This is a genomic window from Pseudomonas mohnii (assembly GCF_900105115.1).
In the GTDB taxonomy this organism is placed as follows: domain Bacteria; phylum Pseudomonadota; class Gammaproteobacteria; order Pseudomonadales; family Pseudomonadaceae; genus Aquipseudomonas; species Aquipseudomonas mohnii.
In genome coordinates this window covers 3,360,416-3,386,650 of the sequence record NZ_FNRV01000001.1, presented here as the reverse complement: position 1 = coordinate 3,386,650, position 26,235 = coordinate 3,360,416, and the positions used below count along the sequence as shown (strand labels likewise).

Sequence of the window (26,235 nt, the reverse complement as noted above, 5' to 3'; positions counted from 1 at the left end):
GGCCCGCGAAGCTTTTAAGCCCTGGGCTTCACGGTTCCGCAATCCTGCCCCAACCACACGGCGCGGGTATCGAGACTGCCCTTCTGCTGAATACCGGTGGCATTGAAGGTGCCGTTAACCTTGGTTGTGAACTCACGATCGCTGAGGAACGTGGCGACACCTGCACCTTGCGCCTTTGGACAACTGAAGCGGAATTTCCACTGGTTGCCGCTGCGATCAGTGATTTCCTGCTTGCAGCCCGATTGCGGGTCCGTCAGTGGAATGTTGTCAGTCTTGACCTGCTCCGGGGTCAAGCACGCGCGGATTCCTTTACCGCCCATGGTGATGCCCTGCTTTTCCAGCTGCGCGCGCTGTTCAGGGGTCATCTGACTTTGAAGCTGACCGAGGATCAATTGCAGATCCGGCAGGTTCTGGTCATCGACTTTCATATTGCTTGAGGTCAATTCCCACAAGCCTGGCTGAAGCATTTGCGCCTGAGCGGCCACAGGAAGCGCCAAACCCAGTGCAATGGCCAAACCCAGCAGACGAACGTTCATCGTGTAACTCCTGATCAGTAGTGGCCGTTAGACGTCAGCCACGGGCTTCGGTTCATGGGTCAATTAAATAGCGACATTCTGCCCGGAACATGGTCTGTTACGCATTGAATCTTCAGGAGCAAGGCTGCCCCCCATGGATTATTTTGGCCCCCATATTTTTGGCTACACGATTGCTCTGCTGCACTTTCTGGGCATGATCACGGCGATACACGCGGTGCTGACCGTACGCACCGCCCAGGGATCGATCGCTTGGGCCCTGTCCCTGGTTTTTATACCTTACCTGACGCTCATCCCTTATCTGGTGTTTGGCCGCAGTACGTTCAACGCTTACGTCAAGGCCCGGCGCCAGGCCAACGAAGAAATGCGCAGGGCGATCTCCGAGCTCAATTGGCGGCCATGGGTAGAAGAAGCGCTCACGGCTCGCGCCTCCACCGCATACGCCTCATTAAGAGCCATGCCGAAGTTGGGCCGTATGCCGTGCCTGGCCAACAACGAAGTGCGACTGTTGATCAACGGTCAAGTCACGTTCGATGCGATTTTCGACGCCATCAGTCAGGCAAAGGAAGCCGTCCTGATCCAGTTCTTCATCGTCCACGACGACCGCCTCGGTCAGCGTCTGCGAGATTTGCTGCTGCACAAAGCCGCTGAAGGCGTGGCGATTTACTTGCTGTACGACCGGATTGGCAGTCACTCCCTGCCCCACAGTTATGTGCAGTCGTTGCGTGAGGGCGGCGTCGAGGTCAAAGCCTTCGCGACCCGCAGCGGCTGGCTTAACCGCTTTCAGGTCAACTTTCGAAATCACCGCAAGATCGTCGTCGTGGACGGGATGCTGGGCTTCGTCGGCGGGCACAACGTCGGCGACGAATACATGGGCGAGAAACCGCCCCTGGCCCCTTGGCGTGATACCCATGTGCGCGTCCGTGGCCCGGTGGTGGCGTGCATGCAAGAGTCCTTTGCCGAAGACTGGTTCTGGGCCGCGCGCGCACTGCCGCCCCTGATTCTGCCGGATGTGTACCCGGATGACGGAGTGCTCTGCCAATTGCTGGCCAGCGGGCCAGCGGATTCCTACGAAACCTGTTCGTTATTTTTCGTCGAAGCCATCCATGCGGCGACCGAGCGGGTGTGGATCACCAGTCCGTATTTCATCCCGGACGAAGCGGTGTTCGCCGCCTTGCGCCTGGCGGTATTGCGTGGGGTGGATGTGCGGCTGCTGCTGCCATCACGACCCGATCACCGAATCGTCTATGCAGCCTCCAGCCTGTATGCCTTCGAAGCGGTGCGTGCCGGGGTACGCGTGTTCCGCTACCAGCCCGGTTTCCTGCATCAGAAGGTGGTCTTGATCGACAGTGAAATCAGCGCCATTGGCAGCGCCAACCTGGACAACCGTTCGTTCCGGCTGAACTTCGAAGTGATGTTGCTGACGGTCGATAGCGCCTTTGCTGCCGAGGTGGAGCGCATGCTCAACGACGACTTCGCCCAGGCGCACGAAATCGCCAAAGAAGAAAGCCGGGAAACCCACCGCCTGCAACAGGTCGGCATGCGGGTTGCCCGGCTTATTTCGCCGATTCTTTAAGGCGTATAGATGTCGTCGCGGGTCCACGGCAATTCATGGCTGCCATCGGGGTGGGTCTTCACCGCAAGGATCTGGTGCAGGTTAATCCAGCCCCTGGCGAACGCGTAGGCGCATCCTGCCAGGTACAACCGCCAGATCCGCAACGCTTGATCCGGCACCTCTTTGGCGGCGGCTTCAAGGTTGTCTTCGAGGCGTTCGCTCCAGTGGTCCAGAGTGCGTGCGTAGTGCAGGCGCAGGCTCTCGACATCGACGATCTCGAGCCCTGCCTCGCTGATCTCGGCAGAGATCATCGACAGGTGCGGCAGCTCGCCGTTGGGGAATACGTATTTCTCAATGAAATCCCCAGCGCCACGTCCCACCGGACGACCGTCGGTGTGCTTGGCCGTGATCCCGTGGTTCATCACCAGGCCACCCTCCTTCACCGCACCGAACAAGGTTTTGCAGTACTCGGCCAGGTTGGCGTGACCGACGTGTTCGAACATTCCGACGCTGACCACCTTGTCGAACCGACCGTCTTGCGGCAAATCGCGGTAGTCGAGCAACTGCAGCTCGACCAGGTCCTCCAGCCCTTCCTCTTTAACGCGCTCGCGGGCCAGGGCCAGTTGCTCTTTGCTCAGCGTAATGCCGAAAACTTTCGCGCCGAATTCACGGGCCGCATACCGAGCCAATCCGCCCCAACCGCAGCCGACATCCAGTAAATAGTCACCCGGTTGCAGGCGCAACTTGCGACACAAATGGCGGAATTTCGCTTGTTGGGCTTGCTCAAGGCTCTCGCTGCCGGTCTCGAAATAAGCGCAGGAATAGGCCATGTCGCTGTCGAGCCACAGCTGATAAAACGCATTGGAAAGGTCGTAGTGGTAGGAAATCGCCTTGGCGTCGGTTTCCTTGTCGTGGACAGTACGTACAGGCTGACTGCCGTCGTCCTCCGCTAGCAGCGCCTGACTCCATTCATCGCACACGCGAATGACGTCGCTGATGGAACCCTCCAGCTCCAGTTTGCCTTCGACAAACGCTGCCCCTAGCGCGTCCAGGCTGGGATGGGTGAACTGGGTCACCATTTGTGGGTCCTTGACCACAATCGTGACGCTGGGTGACGGCCCCAGATTGAATTCATGGCCGTCCCAGAGTCGCAGGCGTAGCGGTAACTGCAGATTCTGTAAGGCCGGTGGAAGTTGCGCGAGCATGGATAATCCCCCCTTGTTTCAGACGTCTGATCAGAGGGTAGACCATCCTGAAAAAATAGCTGGCTATCGAATTAATAGCCGTTTTCTATAATTCGCGGCGAAATGCCCAGTTGCCGCGAAAAAACAAAATGCCGTGCCCTCACCTTAGATGACTGCGTACAGCGCGCGCAGTTCTGAAATCTTTCAAGCGGGCATCCAGCGCGCTAGAGCCGCCGCCGAATTGAACTCAGTCCCCATCCTTTAGCTTCAGCAACGGCTCTTGAAAGCGCAGCAGCCGCCCTGCGTTGCCCAAAACCAACAATGTACTGAGGTTATGCAAGACCGCCGCAATCATCGCGCCCGCCGCACCGAGCCAGCCGAACGCGGCAAAGGCCACAATCGCCAGGGTCCAACCCAGGCCGATGATCACGTTGACCTGCAAAGTCTGCCGGCATTGCCGACTCAAGCGCACGCAGGTACCGAGGCGACGCAGGTCGCTGCCGATCAACACGACGTCCGCCGACGCCAATGCGATATCCGCCCCGCCCGCGCCCATTGCAACACCGACCACACCCGCCTTGAGCGCCAGCGAATCGTTGATTCCATCCCCCACCACCATTGGCCGGAAACCGCTGCCGATCTCCTTGAGCACGCAGTTCAACTTATCCTCAGGCAAGGCCTGTGCCTCGACGTCACTGATGCCGACATCCCGAGCGAGCGAGTGCGCGACACTTTGTCGGTCGCCAGTCAGCAACAGCTGCCGACCCAATCCAAGCTCGCGCAATTCATTCAAGGCAAATTTCGCTTCCGGTTTAACGCTGTCGGCCAACAACAGCCAGGCGAGGAATTCACCGTTTAGCGCCAGCCCGGCAATCGGACCGTCGTGGTCTGGAACGTCTGAGGTGGCGATGCCCAATTGGGCGAACAACTCCGGTCGCCCCAGCGCGGCTTCGCCTTGCTCCGTCATGGCCACCACGCCCAAACCCTGACGCTCGTGAATGTTCGACAACAGCAAAAAATGATCCTGCGTCACCAGCCCGGCCAGCGCCCGACTGACCGGATGACTGCTGGCGGAACCGAGGCTGGCGGCGAGTTTCAGGACATGGCTGTGGTCCTCCAGCGGGCTGTCGATGGCTTGCAGGCGCAAGGTGCCGAAGGTCAGGGTTCCGGTCTTGTCGACCACCAAAGATGTCAGGTCGGCCAGTTCTTCAAGAAACGCCGAGCTGCGAATCAGAATGCCGTGCCGCGCCGCCACCGCCACCCCGGCAATCGCAGTCGCTGGCGCGGACAACACCAGCGCACAAGGACAAGCCGCCACCAGCACCGCAAGCATGGCTTGAGCATCGTTGGTGATGAACCAGGTCACGGCGGCCAGTAGCAATACCAGCACCATGTAGCTTGCGGCGTAACGCTCCAGCAACCGGGTGATCGGCGGCTTGGAACGTTCGGCGTTTTGCATCAGCGCGATGACTTTGCCGAGGGTCGATTCGCGGCCGGTTCGGGTGACTTCGATGCGCAGCAGGCCATCGAGATTAATCGCGCCACCGAACACCGGCATGCCGACGCCGGCCTCCATCGGCACCGATTCGCCGGTAATGGACGCGGTGTCCAGACTCGCCTGACCGGATAACACTCGACCGTCCGCCGGCACCCGGTCACCGGCGCGAACTTCCACCCGATCGCCAGCCTTGAGCGTACCGTTGTCCACCTCGACGATGGAGCCATCCGCCTGAACCTTGCGTGCATGGCTGCGAGTCAGTTTGCCGAGGGCGTGAATGGCTTCTTGCGAGCCAATGACGCTGCGCTCTTCCAACACGTGACCGAAGATCATGATGATGGGCAACAACGCCGCCGTCAGCAGATCGCCTGTCGCCCAAGCCCCCAGCATGGCCAGGGCGATCAGTTGATCGGTAATCCCGTGCAAACTCGGATACCGCAGGCTGTACCAGGCCGACCGCATGACCGGCACGGCCACCAATACGGAAGCAAAACCCAGGAGCAATTGGCTGACACCGATCTGATCCGGCGACCACCAGCGCCACGAGAGGCCCAGCGCGAGCAAGCCGAGTGCAAGCATGGCCAGCGTCAACTGACGGGCAGCGCTGCGTTGTTCTGCCGAGGACAACATGCTCGGCGCAGCAGTTTGAGCGGTCATTGTGCAGCTCCCTGAATGATCAGGCGGGTATCGTCTTTCGGATCAACCGTGGTGACCGAGCCAGCCTGGCCAAGAATCTTCGGTATCCGCTCGCGGTAGATACGCAGCAACATTTGCGGGTCGGTGCCCTGTTGTTGCGCCTGGGTCAGGCTCAACACCGTGGCCGTATCCGCAGAGGCCTTCGCCAGCCGTTCGCTGGCCTGAGCGTGGGCGACCTGCAGTGTGCGGTCGGCTTGTTCGTTGGCGGTCTGGGTCAGCTTCTCCGCTTCCGTGCGCGCGTTGGCCACGGCTTTGTCGGCTTGTTGGCTGGCCGTCAGCACCGCGTTGAAGGCGGTGACCGCCGGGTCTGGCAGACTCGATTGCACATCGACCCGCGACACCTCGATCCCCAATCCCTGCCCCGTCGCAGCCAATTCAGCCAAGCGTTGATTGATGCCTTGCACCAGATCACCTCGCAGGCGCTCACGTCTTTCGGCTGCCTGATTATCGGCACCTATCAGTTCCGGTCGGGCGACCAGAATAGTGTCCAGGTCACGTGCGGCGGTCAGTGCCACCGCGCTACGGGTCACCATGCGGTCCAGTGCCGGGATTACATGCTCGCCTTGAAGCACGAAGGCATAGGGCTCGGTAACCTTGTAAAACACCCGAACATCCAGTTGCACCACACCGGCATCCCCCGTCAGCAGATAACCGGAACCTGCCAGCGCATCGCTGATCGGCGTTGCGAAACTGGCCACGCGATCGGCCTGCAAGGCAGTGTCGGTGCGCAGCAAGTTTTCCACGCGACGCTCGATCACCCGGTCCGCCGCCGGCAGCAAAATCACCTGCTCGAACGGTCGCGGCCAGGCCAATAGCAAACCAGCATTCTGGATGCGATCCAGGGCGCCGAAGTGCAACACCACCGCACGATTTTGTGGGTCTATTTGCCGCACGTTGGAGAACGCCCACGCCAAAGCAGCCAAGACCGTTACCGCGTAAAGCGCGAGAAATGCCAGGCGCCCGGCCTGTATCCAGGGGCTGCTCAACTCATTTGTTCCACGTGGAACCCAACTCATGGCTGCGATCCGGACTTGTTATCGAGGGTTGGCGGGCCATCAACCAACACCCGGAAAGGCGCGGCATCAGTGCGCAGAATCAGTTTCGTACCCGGCGTGACTACAGTGCCCAAGGTGTCGAGCGAGCGCAGCAGGTTGTAGAGCTGTGGTGAACCGGCATACGCGCGGCCATAAATCTGCGCGGCCTCGACCCGGGATTGCGCCTCAATGTCCGCCGCTTTCACCGTCGCATCGGCCTGCACGATCCGCGCATCACGTTCCGCCGCGGAGCGGATTTGCGCCGCTTCGCGTTTGCCGATAGCTGTGCGTTCGGTGGCGATGGTTTCACGCTCGGCGCGCATACGATCAACCGTCGCCGTCAGCGTCACTGAAGGCAAGGTCAGGCGTTCGATACCCACTTGCAGTACCCGCACGCCATAGGTGGTCAGCAACTGCTGATCGATTTGCTTACGCAGTTGCGCTTCGAAATCAGCAATGTGAACTTGGCTGGCGTCGGTGTTCACCAGATTGGCGAGATCGAAACTACTGGCCGTGGTCTCCAGCGCCGAGCCGACAAAGGTGCGGATTTGTCGCGCCGCTTCGTCCGGCTGATTTTGCACAGCACGCATAAAGCGCTGCACATTGTCAGGGTCACCCTGCACCTGCCAGGCCACGTACGCCTGGATGATGATGCGCAAACCGTCGCGCGTGCCGACATCCTGCAAGCCGCTGGACGTGGTGCGCAACCGCAGATCAACCGGGATCGCCGCTTCGAACGGCGCCGGCCAACGCCACCCCAGACCGGGTTCAAGCAAGACCCGCGACGGATTGCCGAAACGGGTAATCACCGTCGCTTCACCCGAGCGCACTTGCACCAGGCTCGCGGCCGCTACCGCAACCGCCACCAGCAACGCGGCCCACCCCATGCGTCGCCAAGGGAAAGGGCCGGCCTCTTGTGGATCGCCGTGGTGATGATGGTGATGACCGTGGTGGTGATGCCCGCCATGGCCGTGATCGTGGCCACTGTGGTCATCATGATCGTGGGTATGCGACTGGCTCAATGGGCGGCTCCTGGCTGAGCGGACGGACGCGACGGCGCAGGGTCAGCCGGCAACGTGAACGTACGGAGATCGATGGTCGGCGCATTGCTGCTGCCGCCCAGGCGATGATCGAGGACCAGCAACCTGGCATTGGCCAGGCCCTGGGAAAGTTGGCCGAGGTATTGCTCAAGCACGAAGGCCTGGCCCGCACTGGCATAAGCCTTTTTCTCGGCGGCAAATTTCAGGTCGGCAGCCTTGGCCGTCGCATTGATTTCCTGGGCACTCGCCGTGGCCTGATCGCGGGCCATGCTGGCCTGCAACCGGGCCTGGTTGGTTGCTTCGGCGGCGGCACCGTGTTCACGGGCGATCAGGGCCTGCGCGCCGATCTGCGCCGCTTGTACGCCGTGATAAGCATTGGCCGCCCCTGCCGGTGGATGGATCGCCTCGACCACCGTGGCGAGAATTTCAACGCCGCTGTCGAGCTTCTGCAGGTCGGCCTGCACGGCCCGACCAATCTCTTCGGCGAGCCCGACCCGGTCCTCACCGAGTAAGCCGTCAAGGGTTCGCGAGGCGAAGTCGTGGACCAGAATGCGGCTGGCGGTGCTGCGGATCAGGGTCGGCACGTCCGCGCTGTTATAAGTCGCCGCCAGCGCGGCCTGATCATCCAGACCGATGCGATAGACAAACCGGACGTCCATGTTGACGATCTGGAAGCTCTGTTTGTCGGCACGGCTGCTGGCAATCACCTGGGATTTGTCATTCACATGGCTGGCGTCCCACAACCGGTTGGCCGCTATGGGCGCCGGGCCTTCGGCGGGGTCGGCCTGCACGGGTGCTGATTTTTCACCCACGCTGGTGGCCAATTCATGAACCACACCGTTTTCGACACTCACCACCCTGCCCAACGGCCAGGGTAAACCTGCCTGTAATCCAGGACCGAATACCGCCACGGGTTGGCCGAAGCGCTCGTAGATCCCCCGCCCTTGCAACGGTATTTCATGAATACCGGTCAGCGACCATCCGACAAGAGCGACAACGCCCAGCACCGGCAAAAACGCCCGACGCATGTAAGTGAAGGCCCAGATTTGTCGCAGGTCGATGCCGAAGCGGTTGTGCAATTCGTGCTGCAGGGCCAGCAAGGGTTGCGGCGGCCAGCGCAGCATGTCGGCGATAAAACTGCGCGCCAGCAAAGCAGGTTCGAGTTGATCTCGACGAGGGCTGAACAATGACAACACGGCACGCAGCAACAATTCGGATGCAACAAGCCCCGGCAACAGGCCGATCAGTACAGCCAGACGCACCGGCCAGACCGAGGTTTCATTGCCAAACAACAGGCATGACGCACCGAGTATCAGGCTGATGATTGCCACCCGGATCAACTGTGCCAACGCGCCGGCTTCGGGCCATTGGGCGCTGCCTTCCTGCGTCAGCTGACGCTCAAGAACCAGCAAGCCGAAGCCCAGCAACAGCGCCATGGCAGCGCCGACAGTGGCCGACACCCCCAAAGCGGCGGGCGGTAAATCAAGGTTCCAGGCTTGCTCGACGCTGAGTAATGCCAGCAGCGCCCAACCACCCAACCACAGTGTTGGCGCACCGATTTGCCCGAGCAGATTCAGCCAGCGCTGACTGATCCGCTCCAGCAGCCGTTCATACCAGCCCAACGGGGCTTCTGCCTCTGCCGAGGCGACCACCAACGGCGCCAGCGGACTCATTGCCTGCGCGCGCCATCGCGTCACCCACCCGGCGGATTGCAAGCCCGCAACCAGCACCAGCAACGCGGCGCTCTGATTGAACAACAGGGCAGGCCAAAGGGATTGCGGCGCAAACAGCCCGACAAAAAAACCAGATACCAGGCCCATCGCCGCGAGCGCGCCCAGACCGATGGCGAGCAGGCGCAATCGTCGCCCTTGAAAAACGGCCTGCTGAAAGCGCGGCAATCCGGCTGCCTGCGCTCCTTCCTCATCGAGATCGACTTGCATACCACCCCAGTGTTTACATTGGCCAGCGTCACATTTCGTTACGATATAACGCGACCAGTGAAATTTCCGTACATATGTGCGCTATCTAAAAAGGCTCAACCTGTCGCTAGCCTGAAGCCTTGACCGAAATGCACTAAAACGCTCATATTATGATCGTAATTTTTTATCAAAGACTACGTTTACCCCTTCCCCAACCGCTTTCATTCCAGGAGTAATCCATGAGCACTTATGACGTTGTGATACTTGGCGGTGGCCCCGGTGGCTACAACGCAGCGATCCGCGCTGGCCAACTGGGTTTGAAAGCCGCGTGCGTAGAAGGACGCGCCACGCTGGGCGGCACCTGCCTGAACGTCGGCTGCATGCCATCCAAGGCATTGCTGCACGCCTCCGAACTTTACGACGCGGCGATGGGCGCGGAATTCGCCAACCTGGGGATTGAGGTCAAACCCACGCTTAATCTGGCTCAAATGATGAAACAGAAAGACGAGAGCGTGACCGGTCTGACCAAAGGCATCGAGTTCCTCTTTCGCAAAAACAAGGTCGACTGGATCAAGGGATGGGGCCATATCGACGGGCCGGGCAAAGTCACGGTAACGGACAGTGCCGGTGGCAAGACCGAACTGAGCGCCAAAGACATCATTATCGCCACCGGTTCCGAACCCACTCCCCTGCCCGGCGTGGACATCGATAACCAACGCATCCTCGATTCCACTGGCGCCCTGTCACTGGCCGAAGTCCCGAAACACCTGGTGGTGATCGGCGCTGGGGTGATTGGCCTGGAGCTGGGTTCGGTCTGGCGGCGTTTGGGAGCTCAGGTGACCGTGGTCGAATACCTGGACCGGATCTGCCCGGGCGTGGACGGCGAAGCGGGCAAAACCCTGCAGCGCTCATTGAGCAAACAAGGGATCAGCTTCAAGCTGAGTTCAAAAGTGACCCGCGCCACAACGTCCGGAGCTGGCGTTCAACTCAGCGTCGAGCCCGCCGCAGGCGGCACCGCAGAGTTGATTGACGCCGATTACGTGCTGGTGGCCATCGGACGCCGACCTTATACACAGGGCCTGGGGCTGGAAAACGTCGGCCTCACCACGGACAAACGCGGCATGCTCGCCAACAAGGGCCATCGAACCGAGGCCGCCGGCGTCTGGGTGATTGGCGATGTCACCTCCGGCCCGATGCTCGCCCATAAGGCCGAAGACGAAGCCATGGCTTGCGTAGAGCAGATCGTGGGCAAGGCCGGCGAGGTCAATTACGACTTGATCCCCAACGTGATCTATACCAAACCCGAACTGGCCAGCGTCGGCAAGACCGAAGAACAACTGAAGGCCGAAGGTCGGGCATTCAAAGTCGGCAAATTCCCCTTCACCGCCAACAGCCGGGCGAAGATCAATCACGAAACCGAAGGCTTCGCCAAAGTACTGGCCGATGAGCGCACGGACGAAATCCTCGGCGTGCATCTGGTGGGCCCGAGCGTCAGTGAAATGATTGGCGAGTATTGCGTGGCCATGGAGTTCAGCGCGTCCGCCGAAGACATCGCCCTGACCTGTCACCCGCACCCGACTCGCTCCGAGGCGTTGCGCCAGGCCGCGATGAATGTGGAGGGGATGGCGACGCAGATGTAAGGCGCCTGAGTGTTCTGGGGCGAGTCCATCGCTTACGCGAGCGGGCTCGCTCCCACATTGGAATGCGTTCATCTGTGGGAGCGAGCCCGCTCGCGAAAAGATCGCCTGAGCTAAAGCGGCAAATGCCCCAAGGGCAAAGCCCCCGGCGTCTTCACCGTGTGAATGGCAAAGTTGCTACGGATATCGCTCACCCCCGGCAATTTCAACAAGCATCCCGTGAGAAAACGGTCATAGGCGCGCAAATCCGGGACCACCACCTGCAACAGAAAATCCGATTCTCCTGATACCAGAAACGCCGAAATCACTTCGGGCAATGCCGTCACTGACAGGCGAAACGCTTCTGCCTGCTCGTCGTTGTGGCGCTCGACCTTGACCCCGACAAACACGGTCAAGCCAAGCCCGACTTCGTCGCGATCCAGATTGGCCTGGTAGCCACGAATCACCCCGGCCTCTTCAAGCATCCGCACCCGCCGTAAACAGGGCGACGCAGACAGTCCGATTTCGTCAGCCAGCTGCACATTACTCAAGCGACCGTCCCGTTGCAGCGCGGCAAGAATCTTGCGGTCGTAGGCATCCAGTTTCATGGTTTGGCAGATCCCGATAGCACAGAGGTCATAGCCTGGCAGATTATGCCAAGGCTGGCCGCTTTAGAAGCGAACTACGCAACCACCTGCCCCGCCCTTGCGCCCTAGACTGGCCCTACCGAATCGACAACGAATGGGGTGCGACATGGCGGGTCTCTGGCTGTTTTTCATGGCATTGGCGGTGGTGTATTTATTGCCCGGGCCCGACATGATCCTGCTGTTGCAGACCGGTGCTCGCCAGGGCAAAGGCTCGGCGCTGGCCACGGCGGTGGGCCTGGCCATCGCCCGAGCCTGCCATGTGGCGCTGGCAGCATTGGGTTTGGCGGCACTGTTCAAGGCGGCGCCCTGGACCTTCGACGTGGTGCGTCTGGCCGGCGCCGCGTACCTGTTGTGGATCGGTGTTCAGTGCCTGCGCACCACCCTGTTGCCGAACCTCAATGGTGCCCATCAAACCAGCGGGAAACCGCACTGGGCGCAGGCGATCCAGCGCGGTTTGCTGACCAACCTGCTCAACCCCAAGGCGTTGTTGTTCTGCTCTGTGCTGTTGCCCCAGTTCATCAATCCCCACGCCGGGCCGGTACTCGCACAATTCGCGACCTTGGGCGTGTTGTTGGTGGCCGTCGGTTTGCTGTTCGACAGTGCTTATGCGCTGGTCGGTGCGGCGCTTGGCCGATGGCTGCAACGCAGTCCATCCGCCCAACGCCTGCAGCAGTGGCTGTTCGGCAGCCTGCTGATTGGTTTCGCCGTGCGACTGACTTTTATTCAGCAGGCCTGAATCCTACTGAGTTTTGCGGCGGCGATTGATCAACAACAGGGCCGCCGCCACGACCGCCAGCACACTGCCAATCTGCAACGGCACCTTATACGGCCGCAGCGCCGAACGAGCTGCGTCGGTGACCTGCGTTACGTAGCGCTTGTCGGCGTTCTGGAAGTCTGGATAAGGGCATTGATGACCGAAATCCGTCGCCCACTCCACAAATGGGCCATGTTGAACATAACGCTGATAGAGCGCGCTTTGCTCTTCAAGGCTGCTGTTCCACCCGGCCGCTTCACACAGCACCGCAGCAAACGCCTGGCTGGTGTGAGGCAAGTTGTCGGCAGCGCGACTGGCCAACGCCGTCGCGACAAAACGATAGTGGTATCGCTGATCGGGCTGAGCGGCACTGGCCTGCTGGCGCCTCACTTCATCCTCGGCCACTAGCGGCCCGACCTTCAGCTCACTGTTTTCCAGACTGTAATTGCCACCGAACGTGGCGTAATCCGGGGCCATTTCATAGCCGAGGATATCCATTCCCCATTCGCGAGCGGTCCATGCCGCGTTGAACAGTGCAGCGGCACGACGCGTCGGCCACCACGCCGAATCGGCAGCCAGACGTTGCTGGCCATACAACCTGGCCTTGTGGCGCAATCCGTCGTTATCGAAATAGGCAGGCGCTTGCTCGTAATGCCCTTCTCGCAGCAAGCGTCGACCCAACAGATTGCGCAACTTGGCTGCCACCGGCAGCGGTACATAGTTATCGCGATCCTGCTGAGTCAGGGGGGGTGGCGCCGGCACCTGAGTGTCGACGTAATGTTTGAGCTCATCGACGGTCAGCACACGCTCGGCGACTGTTGCCGCATCGAACCAGTAAATGTCGTTGCTTCTATAAAGCTGATCAAAAGCCTGCAGATAATCCCCGCGCTGCAAGGCCAGAATCGCGCTTTCGCCATCGACCCGACACTTGGGCTGGAGCGTTTCGTAGTCGTAGTCCGGCGTTCTGCGCTCACCCCAGGATTCATTCTGCGGGAAAGCCTGGGCGGCCTTCGCATAAGCGGCAGCCGCGGCGCTTTTATCACCCTCGCGCACCGCCAGTTTGGCCCGCAGCCACCAAGCCAGGCCGCCATCGCCCGCGTGTTCGAGGAAGGCCTTGGCACGGGTGTAGTCACCCTGTTGATAATTGACCGCCGCCAGGCGATCCGCGTTATCGAGTGTGCCGCGCGTGCTGCTCTGCAAAAGCTTGATCAATTTCTGTTCGTTGGGCGGCTGATCACCGAATGACCAACCCAGTCGACTGATCAAGGACGCCGTGATCAGTTGCTGCACCGGTTTGCCCTTGAGCAGTTCGGCCAGTTGATCGTCCGGCATCGCTGACAGATCAGCCATCAACAGCTTCAGCGAGGTGTAGCCGACCGCCGACCCCTGGAGGTTTTGCGTGGCATACAGCTCGATGGCGCTGTTCCAGTCGCCCTCGGTCCGGGCAACGCGGGCCTGTTCACCCAGACTGGCAACACCCAGTTCCAGCGGATCGCTGAAGCCATCGATGCTCAGTTTCCGGGTTTGTTCGAACGCCTTGCGCGACTGCGCCAGCACATCGGAACCGGCGCCTGCTTCCGAGCTCATGGCAAACAACGCCCGGCCCAACGAATAAGCGGCCCAGGTGCTGCGTAACGGCCGTTGATCGGCCGGCAGCGCCAGTACTTTCTGAAAATATTCCGCCGCCAGACCATGATCACCGCCAGCAAATGCCACGGCACCGGCCAGATAGAACTTGAGCTCAGCCGGCAGACTTTCACCCTCAACCTCAACCCGCCGGGCATTGGTCAAATCACGCAACTGTTGCACCAGCGCCTGCTGCTCGGCCGTCAAACCTGCCTGCTCGGCCTGACTGCGCTGTTCTGCATAGTCGGTTGCTTCCATGCTGTTGACGGCTTGGGTGACGTGTTTCAGCCCGGCAATGGCATGCCCGAGGCGATTGACCTCGAAATTGAAGTTACCCTCAGGCAGTTCCGCCAGCGACTGGCCACGGTTGTCCAGCAGGCGCATGGGGAAATCCGGCCCGCACGCCAACGCCGAACCCAGCGGCAGGCTGAGACTCAGGCAAAGCAGATGGCGGGGCCAATTACGGGTAAACATTCGAACCTCCTTGATCAATATGTGCGCAGCGTGCCCAACCCATGGCACGCTGTCCGCCAGCCGCTATTCGACCGTCATGCAGGCGGGTGAAGGTAAGCAGATCCGGGCCTTGTTGCAACGCATAACCGGCCAGCGCATCCGCCCCCTCACACCCTCGCACCGCCAATGTCACACGTTCGGGCCAGGCGCTGTCGAGGTTGCCCTCGTTACTGATGCCGATGTCATAGAGGCCTTCCTGAGCCGAGAGTTTCAGCGCCAACCGACTGCTCAGAGCATCACCTCGCACCACCGCGCGCAACGTCGTCAGGCTCCAGGCTCGACGGTCGTTGGCCAGTGGCAGGCGAAACCAGATCAGGCCGGCCAGATGTGCCGGTGGATCGGCGCGCAACTTGGCGCTGAGCTGGCTGAGTTGCTGTGGATCGGCCAGCAATTCCTGACGCTTACCCTCACGTTCGAGGCGTACCTCACTTTCCACGATCGGCGCACCGCCATCACCCGGCAACAAGGCCACGCCGTAGGCCGGCAACGCCAAATAGAAGGGTTTCGAAGTGATACGGCTCCAGGCGTTCGCCCACTGCCGGGCCTGGACCGGATCGAACAACCCACGACGCGGGTCGCTGACGGCATGCACTTGCAGCACGCTGCTATCGACGGTGGATAACAACGCAGGCAATTCGCGACTGTCGAGCCACGCCGGTAACGCGGTAATGCTCAGGGGTAATGAGGCCGGTAGACGGGCGCGCAGCTGCTGAAGAAATTCGCGGTAGGCCGGTAACCGAGCGTTGCCTGCGTCGTGGTCGATTTCCACACCGCAGAGGCTCAGTCCCAGCGCCTGCCAATCGCTGATCACCTGTTGAATCTGTGTCGTGACCTCATCCTGATCCAATGACTTGAGCTGACCATCGAGGCGAATCACCGCAATCAGTGGCCGCCCGTCTCGCTTGAGCAATGCAGGATCAATTCGTGCGCGACTCCAGCCAGCCTGGGGAAAGGCTTGTAGCGCCAGCACCCGCAAAGCGGAAAAGTCTGTGCGGCTGTCCCTCAGTGCGACGTCATGGTCGGATGTCCATTGTCGTTGCCAGACGTAGAGCTGCTGATCGAGTGGCGGAGCGTCCTGTCGTTCGCAACCACTGAACAGGGCGAGCGACGTCAGCAGGAGGATCCTGCGAGTGAGAAAAACCATGAAAGCGCCTATGCCTGAAAATGCAGAAAGGGCCAGTGACGGCCCTTTCGTTCTGCGCTCTACCCTACTGAGCCATCGATCCACGGGCAATGATGGCGTGCGACGATCCTTCAGATATCCAGCACCAAAGGCTGCTCGCCCTGAGCCGGAATCGCACAACAAATCAGCACCTGTCCTTCCTCCGGCACTTCGGCGGGCGGCTGTGGATAATGCACCTGGCCACTGATCAGGCGAGTTTTGCAGGTCCCGCAGGAACCCCCTCGGCAACTGAATTCCGGTCGCAACCCGCGACTCTCCGCCAGCTCCAGAAGACTGCCGCCATCGGGTTGCCAGCGCGCCTCCTTGGCGGAGCGCTGGAACACCACCGGCACCGAGGTGGTAGCGGCTGGCGGCTGTTCGATAACCACGGCGTCGGGGTCTGGCTGTCTACGCAATGTGGAGGGCCCGAAGGTTTCGGCGTGAATCCTTGCGTCGCGGATGTCCAACTCGCGTAATCCGTCGTACATCGCTTGGGTAAAACTTCCAGGGCCACACAGGACGAAATCCAGCTGATCGTAGTCGTCGGCCTCAAGCAGATCCTTGAGTAGTGCGACGTCAATCCGTCCGGTCAGGTCGAAATCTTCACCTTCCCGCGACGAAGGTTCTGGCTGACTCAGCAGCCGCACCACCCTGACGGCATCACCAGCGTCACCAAGCAAGCGGTCCAGTTCACGGCGAAACACTTGATCACCCAACGTACGCGAACTCTGCAGGAACAGGGTCGGCCGAATGCGGCGGGTGCGCAAACCTTGATAAACCACTTCACGCAGCATCGACAGCAATGGCGTGATGCCAACTCCGGCAGCCAGCAACACCAAAGGCCGACGCTCATGGGGTGCCACGGTGAAATGCCCTTGAGGCGCACGCGCCTCCAGCAGATCCCCGACGCGAATCTGTTCGTGCAGGTGCGAAGACACCCGTCCATCACGTTTGACGCTGATGCGGAAAAAATCGCCCGACGGTGCGCTCGACAGGCTGTACGTGCGGATATGCACCTCGCCATCAATGTTGAACCGCAAAGGCAAATGCTGCCCGGCGTGGAACAATGGCAACCCGGCACCGTCGGCGGGTTCCAGATAGATCGAGCGAATGTTGTGGCTTTCCGGTTCAATCCGCACCACCCGCAGCGGCCGCCAGCTATCGCCGAGGGCCTGCGCTTGCAGACGAGCCTTGGCCTGCGCCCAAGTGCCGGTCAGCAAGCTGGTGGGAGAGACGCCGTCGAATCGCCAGCGCAACGCCAAAGCTGCAGGCCGACGCACCACATGTTCCACGTGGAACGTCCATAAACGTTCGGCGCCTTGAAAGGCTTCGACCTGTGGGCCCTCAAGAATGATTTCGGTGCGCCCACTGAGTTGCAGCAGGTCACCTGAATTGAAATCGATGAACAACAAACCGGCCTTGGGATTGGCCAGAAGATTGCCCAACGTGTTGAAAAAAAGATTGCCGGCGAAATCCGGGATGGTCAGGCGATTACCTTCTACCTGTACAAAACCGGACTGACCGCCGCGATGGGAGACATCCACAGAACGCTCACCCTCGACGTCCACATAGCTGGCGACAAAGAAGGTATCTGCCTCGGCAATCATCGCCCTGGCCGCATCATCCAGCTCGCTGTCATGCTGCGCGCGTCGCGTTGCCGGATCTTCCAGCGGCACCGATCGAAACTGGCGCAATTGAATGTATTGCGGGCAATTACCGTAGGACTGCTGCACCGTCACGCTAAAGCCGCTCGCCGATGTAGCACCGATACGACCGTTGATACGGTTGCGGCGCCGGGTGTGAAGTTCGATCCCCAGCAGACCGATCGCAGCGCCGTCAGTCAATTGCGCCGGATCATCGGCAGTCGGCAGGCTGCTGAATTGCAATAGCCCTGATTCAGGTGAATGGGCGAAGCCTGGTTCACCTTCAAGCACGCTGGCCCACGGGTTGCCCTCGGCATCCACCGCGCCGTAAAGCATGAACGGCAGTTGCTGATAGAACGTGCGGTGCTGGTCCGGCATCTCGCTGCGAATCACCCGACGCCCCAACACCTCCATTCGCTCGGCGACGCCGACATGCGCCTGCATCTGTTTCTCGCCAGCATGCCACGGTGAACGGTCCATTACGGCTACTCCCCCTGCACCCTCGGCGCAGCGTGAACGGCCCGACAGCGTCGGGCCACAAGCATCAGGCGGTTTTTTGCAGGCCGGCGACAGTGCGCGGCATGCCGACAAATCCTGGCAAGGCTTCGACCCGTGCCAGCCAGGCGCGGATGTTGGCGTAGTCGTCCAGCGAGACATTGCCTTCAGGTGCATGGGCGATGTAGCTGTAGGCCGCGACGTCAGCAATGGTCGGCTCGCCGCCCGCCAGCCAAGGTGTGTTGGCCAGTTCGTGATCGATGACCCTCAGCACGGTATGGGCATAAGCGATCGTTTCTTCAGCGTTGTAAGGTGCACCAAACACCGTAATCAACCTGGCCCTGGCCGGACCAAAGGCAATCGGCCCGGCAGCCACCGACAACCAACGCTGTACCTTGGCGGCACCGACCGGATCGGTTGGCAGCCAACGACCCTTGCCGTATTTCTGTGCCAGATAAACCAGGATCGCGTTGGAATCCGCCAGCACCACGCCTTGGTCATCCAGTACAGGCACCTGTCCGAAAGCGTTGAGTGCCAGGTATTGCGGTTGTTTGTGTTCGCCTTTGGCCAGGTCAACGAAGATCAACTCGGTGGGTAAGTGCAGCAGCGAAAGCATCAGCTCCACACGGTGAGCGTGGCCGGAACGGGGAAAGTTGTAGAGTTTGATGGCTTGCATGGTCGACTCCGCAGGGTAAGTGGCGCTTCGGAAGATCAGCACCGATGGCAGCCATCTTCTACCAGTCCCGAAAGCAACAGAATAACCAGCAAGTGGAATCCATTATTTCATCTGCAGCAATAATGCATCAGCTGCGCAAGGCCGGGTGTTCCCGGAGGGCCTTCACCGTAAAATCGACAAAACTGCGAACCCGCGCCGGGGCGTTACGTCCGCCCTGGTAAACCACATGGATGGGCAATGGCGGCATTTCGAAGTCGGCCAGGATAATTTCCAGTTCACCGGCCGCTATTTTGCCTGCAACCTGATAAGACAAGACTCGTGTGAAACCCAGGCCGAGGCCGGCAGCGGCGATGGCCGCCTGATTCGCCGTGACCACCAGCCGTGGTTCAGGCCGGACACTCAGTGGTTCACCGTCCACGAGGAACGGCCAGCTTCTTAACTGTCCGATCGAGGACGTCGCGATAACCGGTGCCTGGGCCAGGTCTTGCGGGTGATTTGGCCGTCCGAAAGTGGCAAGAAACCGTGGCGACGCACAAATCACCCGTCGCACCTCCCCCACCCGAATTGCATGCTGATTGCTGTCGGGCAGCTCCCCGATGCGCACGGCCACGTCGATGCCCTCCTCCACCACGCTGACCATACGATCCACCAACAACGCATTGATCGTGACATCGGGGAATTGCGTCAGAAAATTCACCATCAATGGCGTGACAAACAGCTCACCAAACAATACCGGTGCGGTAATCGTCAGTTGCCCACGGGGTTGGGCGTGACTGCCCGCCGCCGAGTCCTCGGCTTCCTGCACCTCGGCGAGAATTCTCCGACAATCTTCAAGATAACGCTGGCCCGCCTCGCTCAGATGAACGCTGCGCGTGGTGCGCGTGAGCAACTGCGTACCAATACGCTTCTCCAGCGCCGCGACCGCGCGCGTGACACTGGCGGCCGACATGCCCAGACGCCGCGCGGCCGCCGAAAATCCTTGATCTTGTGCGACTGCGGCGAAGACTTGCATTTCCTGGAAGCGGTCCATGAGCATGTCCTGGATTCGGATAAAAAAATCGCAACCATTGGCTGCGATTTTTCAGAGGGTGCTGGCTTACAACATAGTTTGTCACAAAGGGCCCCGAGAACATTGGCCAACTCACATCTTGGGGGAGCGCCCCGGATGTTTCTCCAGATATAGCGCCGAACGCCATGACATTTTCCACTTGCCGCGCGATTGCAGCAAGTTGCCAGGAGCTTCCCCACCTCCACTACGACTATTGGATCCCTAAAGTAGTGGTGCGTTGAGAGTAAAATGGAAATCTGTTGCTCAAAAAATCAGTTACTTTCAACCAAACAAGACAGAACTTTGAAAAATCGGTGGTTCTCTACTGTTAATCGTTAAAAACACACGATTTTTTTGATCTGCGTTCCCTTTTGCCGGACTACCTTATGATATTCAGTATTTCTCGTTTGATGACTTTCTGTGCTGCTGGTTTGATCGTTATAGCAATGGGTTTAACTACATTGATGCAAACCCAATTTAACGTCCTAGATGCCATTGGATCCGAAATCGAGCGACTGGGAAACGCTCTTGAGTCGACTCAAAAATTGCGCTACGAGAGCGCGCAAATTCAACAGTTCTATACCGATGCAAGCCTTACTCAAGACCATGAGCCGATGGAGGAAGCGCAGCAGCATTACGCAGCTTCGCTACAGCTTTTGGAGGAGATAGAGAAAATCGTTCCAAGTCTTTCCAGCCGACTTCAGGCCCTGCGTACGCCACTGGACCAACTCAACAGCACCGGCAAGCTAATGGTACAGGCCTATGCCAGTAACAAAGCTGACGGCGATAAAGTTATGGAAGATTTTGACCAGCGTTCGGCGAAAGTTATTTCCGAGTTTGCTACTTTTAGTCAGCCATTGGACAAGTTGTATCGTCAGCAGTTGGATGACAGTGAAGCCGAGCGCACAAAAATCCAGGTCACCAGCCTCGTCGCATGGGGAACCGTACTTTTAATTATGCTCGGGGTGTTGTGGCTGATTGCTAGTCGAGTGCTACCGCCGATGCAGCAACTGAGCAGGTCACTGAGCGCATTAAATGACGGGAGCGGCGACCTTACCCGCAGCATCCAGTCAAAGCGAGATGATGAAATAGGTCAGGTTGTTGGGCTATTCAATACATTTTTAGGCGGCTTGCGCAGCAAAATCTCGACCGTTTCGGATGTTTCGAAGGGGCTAGAGCAATCGGCCGAACAATTGCTAAGTGATGCCGGTGCCTCTCAGCAAAGTGCTACGGATTTGCAAATTGAAGTTGAACAAGTGGCGGCGGCGGCCAATCAAATGGCTACCAACGTGCAAGGGGTTGCCAGCAACGCCGAATCCAGCTCTGTTCAAACGCGTGACGCCTCTACACAGGCAAAAGAGGCGATTGCCGTCGTCGATAAAACCATCGTTGATATTCGCTCCTTGGCAGAAGAAGTGGGTCGAGCTGCCCAAGTGATCGCTGATCTGGAAGGCCATTCACGCGAAATCGGTGGGGTGCTGGAGGTGATTCGCACCATCGCCGAACAAACCAACTTGCTGGCGCTTAACGCCGCCATCGAAGCTGCTCGCGCCGGTGAGCAAGGTCGTGGTTTTGCGGTAGTGGCAGATGAAGTCCGCACGTTGGCTAGTCGTACGCAAAAATCTACGCAAGAAATCAACGATATGATCGAACGGCTGCAAAATGCTTCACAGCATGCGGTTAAAGTAATGGACGACAGTCGTGACTTTGCTGAACGTGGAGTGCAGCAGGCTCTTAGCGCTGGCGAAGCATTACAGCGAATAAGTGCACTGGTGTCTTCAGTGTCCGATATGAGCCTGCACATTGCTGAGGCTGCCAAAGAGCAGGCCATGGTGACCGATGAAATCAATCGGCGGATCAGTAGTGTTTCGGTAGTCGCGAACACCACCGTTGTACTTGCGCAGAGCACCCTCAGCCGTGGCCGGGCGAGCGGTGGAGACGCTGAGCGGTTGTTGCAGATTGTGCGTCAGTTCAAACTTTAGGTTTTGCCCAATAAAGGTCTGAAGTCAGCAGCCGTTTTAACGACCTCGTGTCTGAAGTTCAAAAACAGCTGCTTAATCGAAATCAGGCCTTCCCTTCCGTTAGTTCATTGTTGTTTTACGCAATAGCACTTTTTTCAGGAAATTCCGCTCTACAGAGGAGCGCAGAGATTCACTACTTTGTTTTCGCGGCAGCATCTAACGGCGGATAGGGTGATGTGTCGGGGGGATAGGTGTAAATCCGGGCCTGAAGCAACAGCGGGAGCCTGGAGGATAACCCTTCCAGCTCCCGCGACAGTTTCCATTCTCTAAAGCCAAGGACTCGATCCGTTGTGGATAACTTATTCCACAGTCACCGACTTCGCCAGGTTGCGTGGCTGGTCAACGTCGGTGCCTTTCAGCACGGCCACGTAGTACGACAGCAGCTGCAGCGGAATGGTGTAGAGGATCGGCGACAGGATGTCGTGGATGTGTGGCATCTGTACGACGTGCGTTCCTTCACCGTTGGTCATGCCTGCCTTTTCATCCGCGAAGACGATTAGCTCGCCACCACGGGCGCGGACTTCCTGAAGGTTGGACTTCAGCTTTTCCAGCAGCTCGTTATTCGGTGCCACGGTCACGACTGGCATGTCGTTATCCACAAGCGCCAACGGACCATGCTTCAACTCGCCAGCCGGGTAGGCTTCGGCGTGAATGTAGGAAATCTCCTTGAGCTTGAGCGCCCCTTCCATCGCTACCGGGAATTGCGCACCACGCCCGAGAAACAGGGTGTGATTTTTCTCGGCGAACAACTCAGCGATTTTCTCCACGGTGCTGTCCATGGCCAGCGCTTCACCGAGACGGGTTGGCAAGCGACGCAACTCTTCGACCAGCGTTGCTTCAACGCCTTTGGCCAGCGTGCCGCGAACCTGCCCCAGAGAAAGAGTCAGCAACAACAAACCGACCAATTGTGTGGTGAAGGCTTTGGTTGAGGCCACGCCGATTTCGCGACCGGCCTGTGTCAGCAAGGTCAGATCGGATTCACGTACTAGCGAGCTGATGCCGACGTTGCAAATTGCCAGGCTGGCGAGGAACCCCAACTCCTTGGCGTTGCGCAGCGCGGCCAGGGTGTCGGCGGTTTCGCCGGATTGGGAGATGGTCACGAATAGCGTGTCCGGCTGCACCACTACTTTGCGGTAGCGGAACTCACTGGCCACTTCGACCTGGCACGGAATACCGGCCAGCTCTTCAAGCCAGTAACGAGCGACCATGCCAGCGTGATAACTGGTGCCACAAGCGACAATCTGTACGTTGCGAACTTTGGCGAACAACTCGGCCGCTTGTGGACCGAATGCCTGCACCAGGACTTGAGTCTGACTCAAACGCCCCTCCAGGGTGCGCTGTACAACGGACGGTTGCTCGTGGATTTCCTTGAGCATGAAATGGCGGAACTCACCTTTATCGGCCGCTTCTGCGCCATCACGGTACTGCACGGTTTCGCGCTCGACCACCTTGCCGTCAACGTCCCAGATCTGCACGCTGTCGCGACGAATTTCGGCGATGTCGCCTTCTTCCAGGTACATGAAGCGATCAGTGACCTGGCGCAGTGCCAATTGATCGGACGCCAGGAAGTTTTCACCCAGACCCAGGCCGATCACCAGCGGGCTACCGCTACGGGCAGCGACCAAACGATCTGGCTGGCGAGCGCTGATCACTGCCAGGCCGTAGGCACCGTGCAGCTCTTTGACCGTTGCCTGGAGCGCGACGGTCAGGTCGTTCAGGTCCTTGAGTTTGTGGTCCAGCAGGTGCGCGATCACCTCGGTATCGGTGTCCGACGTGAACACGTAACCCAGGGATTTGAGTTGTTCACGCAGGGCTTCGTGGTTTTCGATGATGCCGTTGTGCACCACCGCCAGGTCACCGGAAAAATGCGGATGCGCGTTGCGCTCGCACGGCGCACCGTGTGTCGCCCAACGGGTATGGGCAATACCCAGGCGCCCCATCAATGGTGCTTCAGCCAACGCCAGTTCCAACTCGCTGACTTTACCCGGACGACGCAGGCGTTCGAGTTTCGCGTCGTTGGTGTAGACCGCCACGCCGGCACTGTCGTACCCACGGTATTCCAGACGCTTCAGGCCTTCGACCAGGATGGCGGTGATATTACGTTCTGCGACTGCGCCGACAATTCCACACATGCTATTTCTCCTGACTGATAGCGGCGCATATCAACGTGATGCCGCGCGCCTGAATCTGATCCCGTGCCTCAAGCGGCAGGCGATCATCGGTAATAAGGGTATGAATACTGCTCCAGGGCAGTTCCAGATTGGGAATTCTGCGACCGATTTTGTCGGCTTCCACCATGACAACCACTTCTCGGGCGACTTCAGCCATGACCCGGCTGAGCCCAAGTAATTCATTAAAGGTGGTTGTACCGCGGACCAGATCGATGCCATCAGCTCCAATGAACAGCTGATCGAAGTCGTAAGAGCGTAATACCTGCTCGGCAACCTGACCCTGAAAGGACTCGGAATGCGGATCCCAGGTCCCGCCGGTCATCAACAGCACCGGCTCATGCTCAAGTTCGCTCAAGGCATTGGCCACATGCAGTGAGTTGGTCATCACCACCAGGCCCGGTTGTTGACCGAGTTCCGGGATCATCGCAGCGGTAGTGCTGCCGCTGTCGATGATGATCCGCGCATGTTCGCGGATTCGTGTCGCCGCAGCACGGGCAATGGCCTGTTTGTATTTGGAGACCGGCTGACCGATATCGGCCACCAGCTCCTGGGGCATGGTGATCGCACCACCATAACGGCGAAGCAGCAGACCATTGCTTTCAAGGGCTGCCAGATCCTTGCGAATCGTAACTTCGGAGGTTTCAAAGCGCTTGGCCAACTCATCCACACTGACTTCGCCTTGCTCATTGAGCAAGGCAAGGATGTTGTGGCGACGCTGGGGTGTATTGCGCTTCGACATAATCAGTAAGTTTCGTTTCGAAAGATAACGTAACCAATCAAAACCTATCGGCGAAACTTCGTCAAGCTGTGCAAAGAAAATTTATCTGTGGATAAAACACAAAGGATCGCAGTCTGCTTCAACGTCTACAGAATATTTATATTGCCCTGTAGGCGCTGAAGCAGGCTGCGATCCTTAGATTTCAGCGATCTGTGGATAACTTAGCTCTTCTTGATTTTCTCGGGTCGCTTCCAGCCATCGATATTCTTCTGGCGCGCACGGCCCACGGCCAACTGCGCGTTATCCACATTCTGCGTAATGGTCGAACCGGCCGCCGTGGTTGCACCGGAAGAGATATCCACAGGCGCGACCAGCGAATTGTTGGAACCGATGAACACATCTTCGCCCAACACGGTTTTCCATTTGTTGGCGCCATCGTAATTGCAGGTGATGGTGCCGGCGCCGATATTGGTACGCGCACCGACCTCGGCATCCCCCAGATAGGTCAGGTGTCCGGCCTTGGCGCCTTCGCCCAAGTGGGCGTTTTTCAGTTCAACAAAGTTACCCACATGCGCCCGAGCTTCCAGCACCGTACCTGGGCGCAAACGTGCGAATGGACCTGCATCGCTGCCTTCACCCAGAATCGCGCCTTCGATATGGCTGTTGGCCTTGATCACCACGCCTTTGCGCAAGGTGCTGTCCTTGATCACGCAGTTAGGACCAATCACCACGTCGTCTTCGATGACGACCTTGCCTTCGAGAATCACGTTGATATCGATCAACACGTCACGGCCGACGCTGACTTCACCTCGGACGTCGAAACGAGCAGGGTCTCGCAGCGTCACACCCTGGGCCATCAAACGACGACCGGCACGCAGCTGATAATGACGCTCAAGTTCAGCCAGCTGTTTGCGGTCATTCGCGCCCTGCACTTCCATAGCATCCTGAGGTTGCTCGGTCGCCACCACCAATCCGTCGCTCACCGCCATGGCGATGACGTCCGTGAGGTAATACTCGCCTTGGGCATTGTTGTTGGACAGTCGGCTCATCCAGCCACCCAGGCTTTCGAAAGGAAGGGCCAGAATGCCCGTATTACCTTCAGTGATTGCGCGCTGGGCTTCAGTGGCGTCCTTCTGCTCAACGATAGCGGTAACGTTGCCCGCCGCATCACGCACGATGCGGCCATAACCGGTCGGATCGTCCAGGTTCACGGTGAGCAGGCCCAGCTGCTGCGGCCCAACCTTCTGGAGCAGACGTTGCAGGGTTTCCACTTCAATCAGTGGCACATCACCGTAAAGAATCAGCACGGTGTCGGATTTTATGAAAGGGACCGCTTGGGCCACCGCATGGCCTGTGCCGAGTTGTTTGTCCTGAAGAACGAAATTCAGGTCATCCGCAGCCAGACGCTCACGCACCGCGTCGGCTCCATGGCCAATCACCACGTGAATGCGTTGTGGATCAAGTTGCCGGGCGCTGTGGATAACATGGCCGAGCATCGAATTGCCGGCGATCGGGTGCAGAACTTTGGGCAACGCCGAGCGCATACGCGTGCCTTGACCGGCGGCGAGAATAACGATTTCAAGAGACATGACTGGCTACCAATCCTGGGTGGTCAGCGGCTGCGACCATAATGGTGAACATCAGAAAAGAAAAAAGGGTAGCCGAGGCTACCCTTTTTGATCAATC

General features: G+C 59.1%; 19 protein-coding genes and 1 pseudogene. 5 read left to right on the top strand and 15 right to left on the bottom strand.

Going from position 1 to position 26,235, the window contains the following annotated elements; genetic code table 11:
- Window positions 1-14 precede the first annotated feature (14 nt).
- Window positions 15-536: a DUF3617 domain-containing protein gene (locus BLV61_RS15645; RefSeq protein ID WP_090466296.1), complete on the bottom strand. Its 522-nt coding sequence runs from the start codon at window positions 534-536 to the stop codon at window positions 15-17.
- A 133-nt stretch (window positions 537-669) separates the two neighbouring features.
- On the opposite strand from BLV61_RS15645, the gene cls reads away from it, so the two are divergent.
- Window positions 670-2,109 carry a cardiolipin synthase gene (gene cls / locus BLV61_RS15640; protein WP_090466294.1) on the top strand — a complete coding sequence of 480 codons (1,440 nt, stop codon included), beginning with the start codon at window positions 670-672 and terminating at the stop codon, window positions 2,107-2,109.
- Here cls and cfaB read toward each other — a convergent pair.
- From cfaB to hflK (BLV61_RS15615), 5 genes are all read right to left on the bottom strand, one after another.
- Window positions 2,106-3,293 carry a C17 cyclopropane fatty acid synthase CfaB gene (gene cfaB / locus BLV61_RS15635; RefSeq protein ID WP_047535335.1) on the bottom strand — a complete coding sequence of 396 codons (1,188 nt, stop codon included), beginning with the start codon at window positions 3,291-3,293 and terminating at the stop codon, window positions 2,106-2,108. The genes cls and cfaB overlap by 4 nt on opposite strands.
- A gap of 226 nt (window positions 3,294-3,519) precedes the next feature.
- Window positions 3,520-5,427, bottom strand: a complete 1,908-nt coding sequence (locus tag BLV61_RS15630) for a cation-translocating P-type ATPase (RefSeq protein ID WP_090466292.1) — start codon at window positions 5,425-5,427, stop codon at window positions 3,520-3,522.
- Window positions 5,424-6,482 carry a protease modulator HflK gene (hflK, locus tag BLV61_RS15625; protein ID WP_047535341.1) on the bottom strand — a complete coding sequence of 353 codons (1,059 nt, stop codon included), beginning with the start codon at window positions 6,480-6,482 and terminating at the stop codon, window positions 5,424-5,426. The genes BLV61_RS15630 and hflK (BLV61_RS15625) overlap by 4 nt, the downstream gene beginning before the upstream one ends.
- The gene (hflC, locus tag BLV61_RS15620; RefSeq protein ID WP_047535344.1) at window positions 6,479-7,522 is read right to left on the bottom strand and encodes a protease modulator HflC; all 1,044 of its coding nucleotides are present in this window, start codon (window positions 7,520-7,522) and stop codon (window positions 6,479-6,481) included. Before hflC ends, hflK (BLV61_RS15625) begins: the two co-directional genes overlap by 4 nt.
- A complete protein-coding gene (hflK, locus tag BLV61_RS15615; protein ID WP_090466290.1) occupies window positions 7,519-9,480 on the bottom strand; it encodes a protease modulator HflK in 1,962 nt (653 codons plus the stop codon). Before hflK (BLV61_RS15615) ends, hflC begins: the two co-directional genes overlap by 4 nt.
- 218 nt (window positions 9,481-9,698) lie before the next feature.
- Here hflK (BLV61_RS15615) and lpdA point away from each other — a divergent pair, with 218 nt between their 5' ends.
- Window positions 9,699-11,099, top strand: a complete 1,401-nt coding sequence (gene lpdA / locus BLV61_RS15610) for a dihydrolipoyl dehydrogenase (RefSeq protein WP_090466288.1) — start codon at window positions 9,699-9,701, stop codon at window positions 11,097-11,099.
- Between the two features lie 110 nt (window positions 11,100-11,209).
- Here the strand turns inward: lpdA and BLV61_RS15605 are convergent, their stop codons facing one another.
- Window positions 11,210-11,683: an Lrp/AsnC family transcriptional regulator gene (locus BLV61_RS15605; protein WP_047535350.1), complete on the bottom strand. Its 474-nt coding sequence runs from the start codon at window positions 11,681-11,683 to the stop codon at window positions 11,210-11,212.
- 145 nt (window positions 11,684-11,828) lie between these two features.
- On the opposite strand from BLV61_RS15605, the gene BLV61_RS15600 reads away from it, so the two are divergent.
- A complete protein-coding gene (locus tag BLV61_RS15600) occupies window positions 11,829-12,458 on the top strand; it encodes a LysE family translocator (protein WP_090466286.1) in 630 nt (209 codons plus the stop codon).
- A gap of 3 nt (window positions 12,459-12,461) precedes the next feature.
- Here BLV61_RS15600 and BLV61_RS15595 read toward each other — a convergent pair whose 3' ends face one another.
- The 5 genes from BLV61_RS15595 to BLV61_RS15575 form a co-directional block, all read right to left on the bottom strand.
- A complete protein-coding gene (locus tag BLV61_RS15595; RefSeq protein ID WP_090466284.1) occupies window positions 12,462-14,576 on the bottom strand; it encodes a hypothetical protein in 2,115 nt (704 codons plus the stop codon).
- Entirely contained in the window at window positions 14,563-15,759 is a 1,197-nt protein-coding gene (locus BLV61_RS15590) for a DUF3142 domain-containing protein (protein ID WP_090466281.1), read from the bottom strand. The genes BLV61_RS15595 and BLV61_RS15590 overlap by 14 nt, the downstream gene beginning before the upstream one ends.
- Before the next feature lie 110 nt (window positions 15,760-15,869).
- The gene (locus BLV61_RS15585) at window positions 15,870-17,900 is read right to left on the bottom strand and encodes a pyridoxamine 5'-phosphate oxidase family protein (RefSeq protein ID WP_090466278.1); all 2,031 of its coding nucleotides are present in this window, start codon (window positions 17,898-17,900) and stop codon (window positions 15,870-15,872) included.
- Window positions 17,901-17,964: 64 nt separating this feature from the next.
- Window positions 17,965-18,591, bottom strand: coding sequence for a glutathione S-transferase family protein (locus BLV61_RS15580; protein WP_090466276.1), 627 nt, complete (start codon window positions 18,589-18,591; stop codon window positions 17,965-17,967).
- A 127-nt stretch (window positions 18,592-18,718) separates the two neighbouring features.
- Complete coding sequence (locus BLV61_RS15575; protein WP_090466274.1) at window positions 18,719-19,621, bottom strand: LysR family transcriptional regulator; 903 nt, start codon at window positions 19,619-19,621, stop codon at window positions 18,719-18,721.
- Between the two features lie 404 nt (window positions 19,622-20,025).
- Here BLV61_RS15575 and BLV61_RS32135 point away from each other — a divergent pair.
- Window positions 20,026-20,763 (top strand): annotated as a pseudogene (locus BLV61_RS32135) (HAMP domain-containing protein); the annotation flags it as partial.
- Between the two features lie 153 nt (window positions 20,764-20,916).
- Window positions 20,917-21,621, top strand: coding sequence for a methyl-accepting chemotaxis protein (locus BLV61_RS32130; protein ID WP_425272123.1), 705 nt, complete (start codon window positions 20,917-20,919; stop codon window positions 21,619-21,621).
- A 338-nt stretch (window positions 21,622-21,959) separates the two neighbouring features.
- On the opposite strand, the gene glmS is transcribed toward BLV61_RS32130, so the two are convergent.
- From glmS to glmU, 3 genes are all read right to left on the bottom strand, one after another.
- Window positions 21,960-23,792, bottom strand: a complete 1,833-nt coding sequence (gene glmS, locus BLV61_RS15565) for a glutamine--fructose-6-phosphate transaminase (isomerizing) (protein WP_090466270.1) — start codon at window positions 23,790-23,792, stop codon at window positions 21,960-21,962.
- Window position 23,793: 1 nt separating this feature from the next.
- A complete protein-coding gene (locus BLV61_RS15560) occupies window positions 23,794-24,573 on the bottom strand; it encodes a DeoR/GlpR family DNA-binding transcription regulator (RefSeq protein ID WP_208604227.1) in 780 nt (259 codons plus the stop codon).
- Between the two features lie 197 nt (window positions 24,574-24,770).
- Window positions 24,771-26,138, bottom strand: coding sequence for a bifunctional UDP-N-acetylglucosamine diphosphorylase/glucosamine-1-phosphate N-acetyltransferase GlmU (gene glmU, locus BLV61_RS15555; RefSeq protein WP_090466266.1), 1,368 nt, complete (start codon window positions 26,136-26,138; stop codon window positions 24,771-24,773).
- Window positions 26,139-26,235 lie beyond the last annotated feature (97 nt).

Bases quoted from the DNA above. Each gene is read 5' to 3' on its own strand.
- hflK (WP_047535341.1), bottom strand. From the start codon at position 6,482: ATGAGTTGGGTTCCACGTGGAACAAATGAGTTGAGCAGCCCCTGGATA.
- BLV61_RS15590 (WP_090466281.1), bottom strand. From the start codon at position 15,759: ATGGTTTTTCTCACTCGCAGGATCCTCCTGCTGACGTCGCTCGCCCTG.
- glmS (WP_090466270.1), bottom strand. From the start codon at position 23,792: ATGTGTGGAATTGTCGGCGCAGTCGCAGAACGTAATATCACCGCCATC.
- BLV61_RS15605 (WP_047535350.1), bottom strand. From the start codon at position 11,683: ATGAAACTGGATGCCTACGACCGCAAGATTCTTGCCGCGCTGCAACGG.
- BLV61_RS15595 (WP_090466284.1), bottom strand. From the start codon at position 14,576: ATGTTTACCCGTAATTGGCCCCGCCATCTGCTTTGCCTGAGTCTCAGC.
- BLV61_RS15600 (WP_090466286.1), top strand. From the start codon at position 11,829: ATGGCGGGTCTCTGGCTGTTTTTCATGGCATTGGCGGTGGTGTATTTA.
- lpdA (WP_090466288.1), top strand. From the start codon at position 9,699: ATGAGCACTTATGACGTTGTGATACTTGGCGGTGGCCCCGGTGGCTAC.
- BLV61_RS15575 (WP_090466274.1), bottom strand. From the start codon at position 19,621: ATGGACCGCTTCCAGGAAATGCAAGTCTTCGCCGCAGTCGCACAAGAT.
- cls (WP_090466294.1), top strand. From the start codon at position 670: ATGGATTATTTTGGCCCCCATATTTTTGGCTACACGATTGCTCTGCTG.
- BLV61_RS15630 (WP_090466292.1), bottom strand. From the start codon at position 5,427: ATGACCGCTCAAACTGCTGCGCCGAGCATGTTGTCCTCGGCAGAACAA.
- BLV61_RS15585 (WP_090466278.1), bottom strand. From the start codon at position 17,900: ATGGACCGTTCACCGTGGCATGCTGGCGAGAAACAGATGCAGGCGCAT.
- BLV61_RS15645 (WP_090466296.1), bottom strand. From the start codon at position 536: ATGAACGTTCGTCTGCTGGGTTTGGCCATTGCACTGGGTTTGGCGCTT.
- cfaB (WP_047535335.1), bottom strand. From the start codon at position 3,293: ATGCTCGCGCAACTTCCACCGGCCTTACAGAATCTGCAGTTACCGCTA.
- glmU (WP_090466266.1), bottom strand. From the start codon at position 26,138: ATGTCTCTTGAAATCGTTATTCTCGCCGCCGGTCAAGGCACGCGTATG.
- BLV61_RS15580 (WP_090466276.1), bottom strand. From the start codon at position 18,591: ATGCAAGCCATCAAACTCTACAACTTTCCCCGTTCCGGCCACGCTCAC.
- hflK (WP_090466290.1), bottom strand. From the start codon at position 9,480: ATGCAAGTCGATCTCGATGAGGAAGGAGCGCAGGCAGCCGGATTGCCG.
- BLV61_RS32130 (WP_425272123.1), top strand. From the start codon at position 20,917: ATGGCTACCAACGTGCAAGGGGTTGCCAGCAACGCCGAATCCAGCTCT.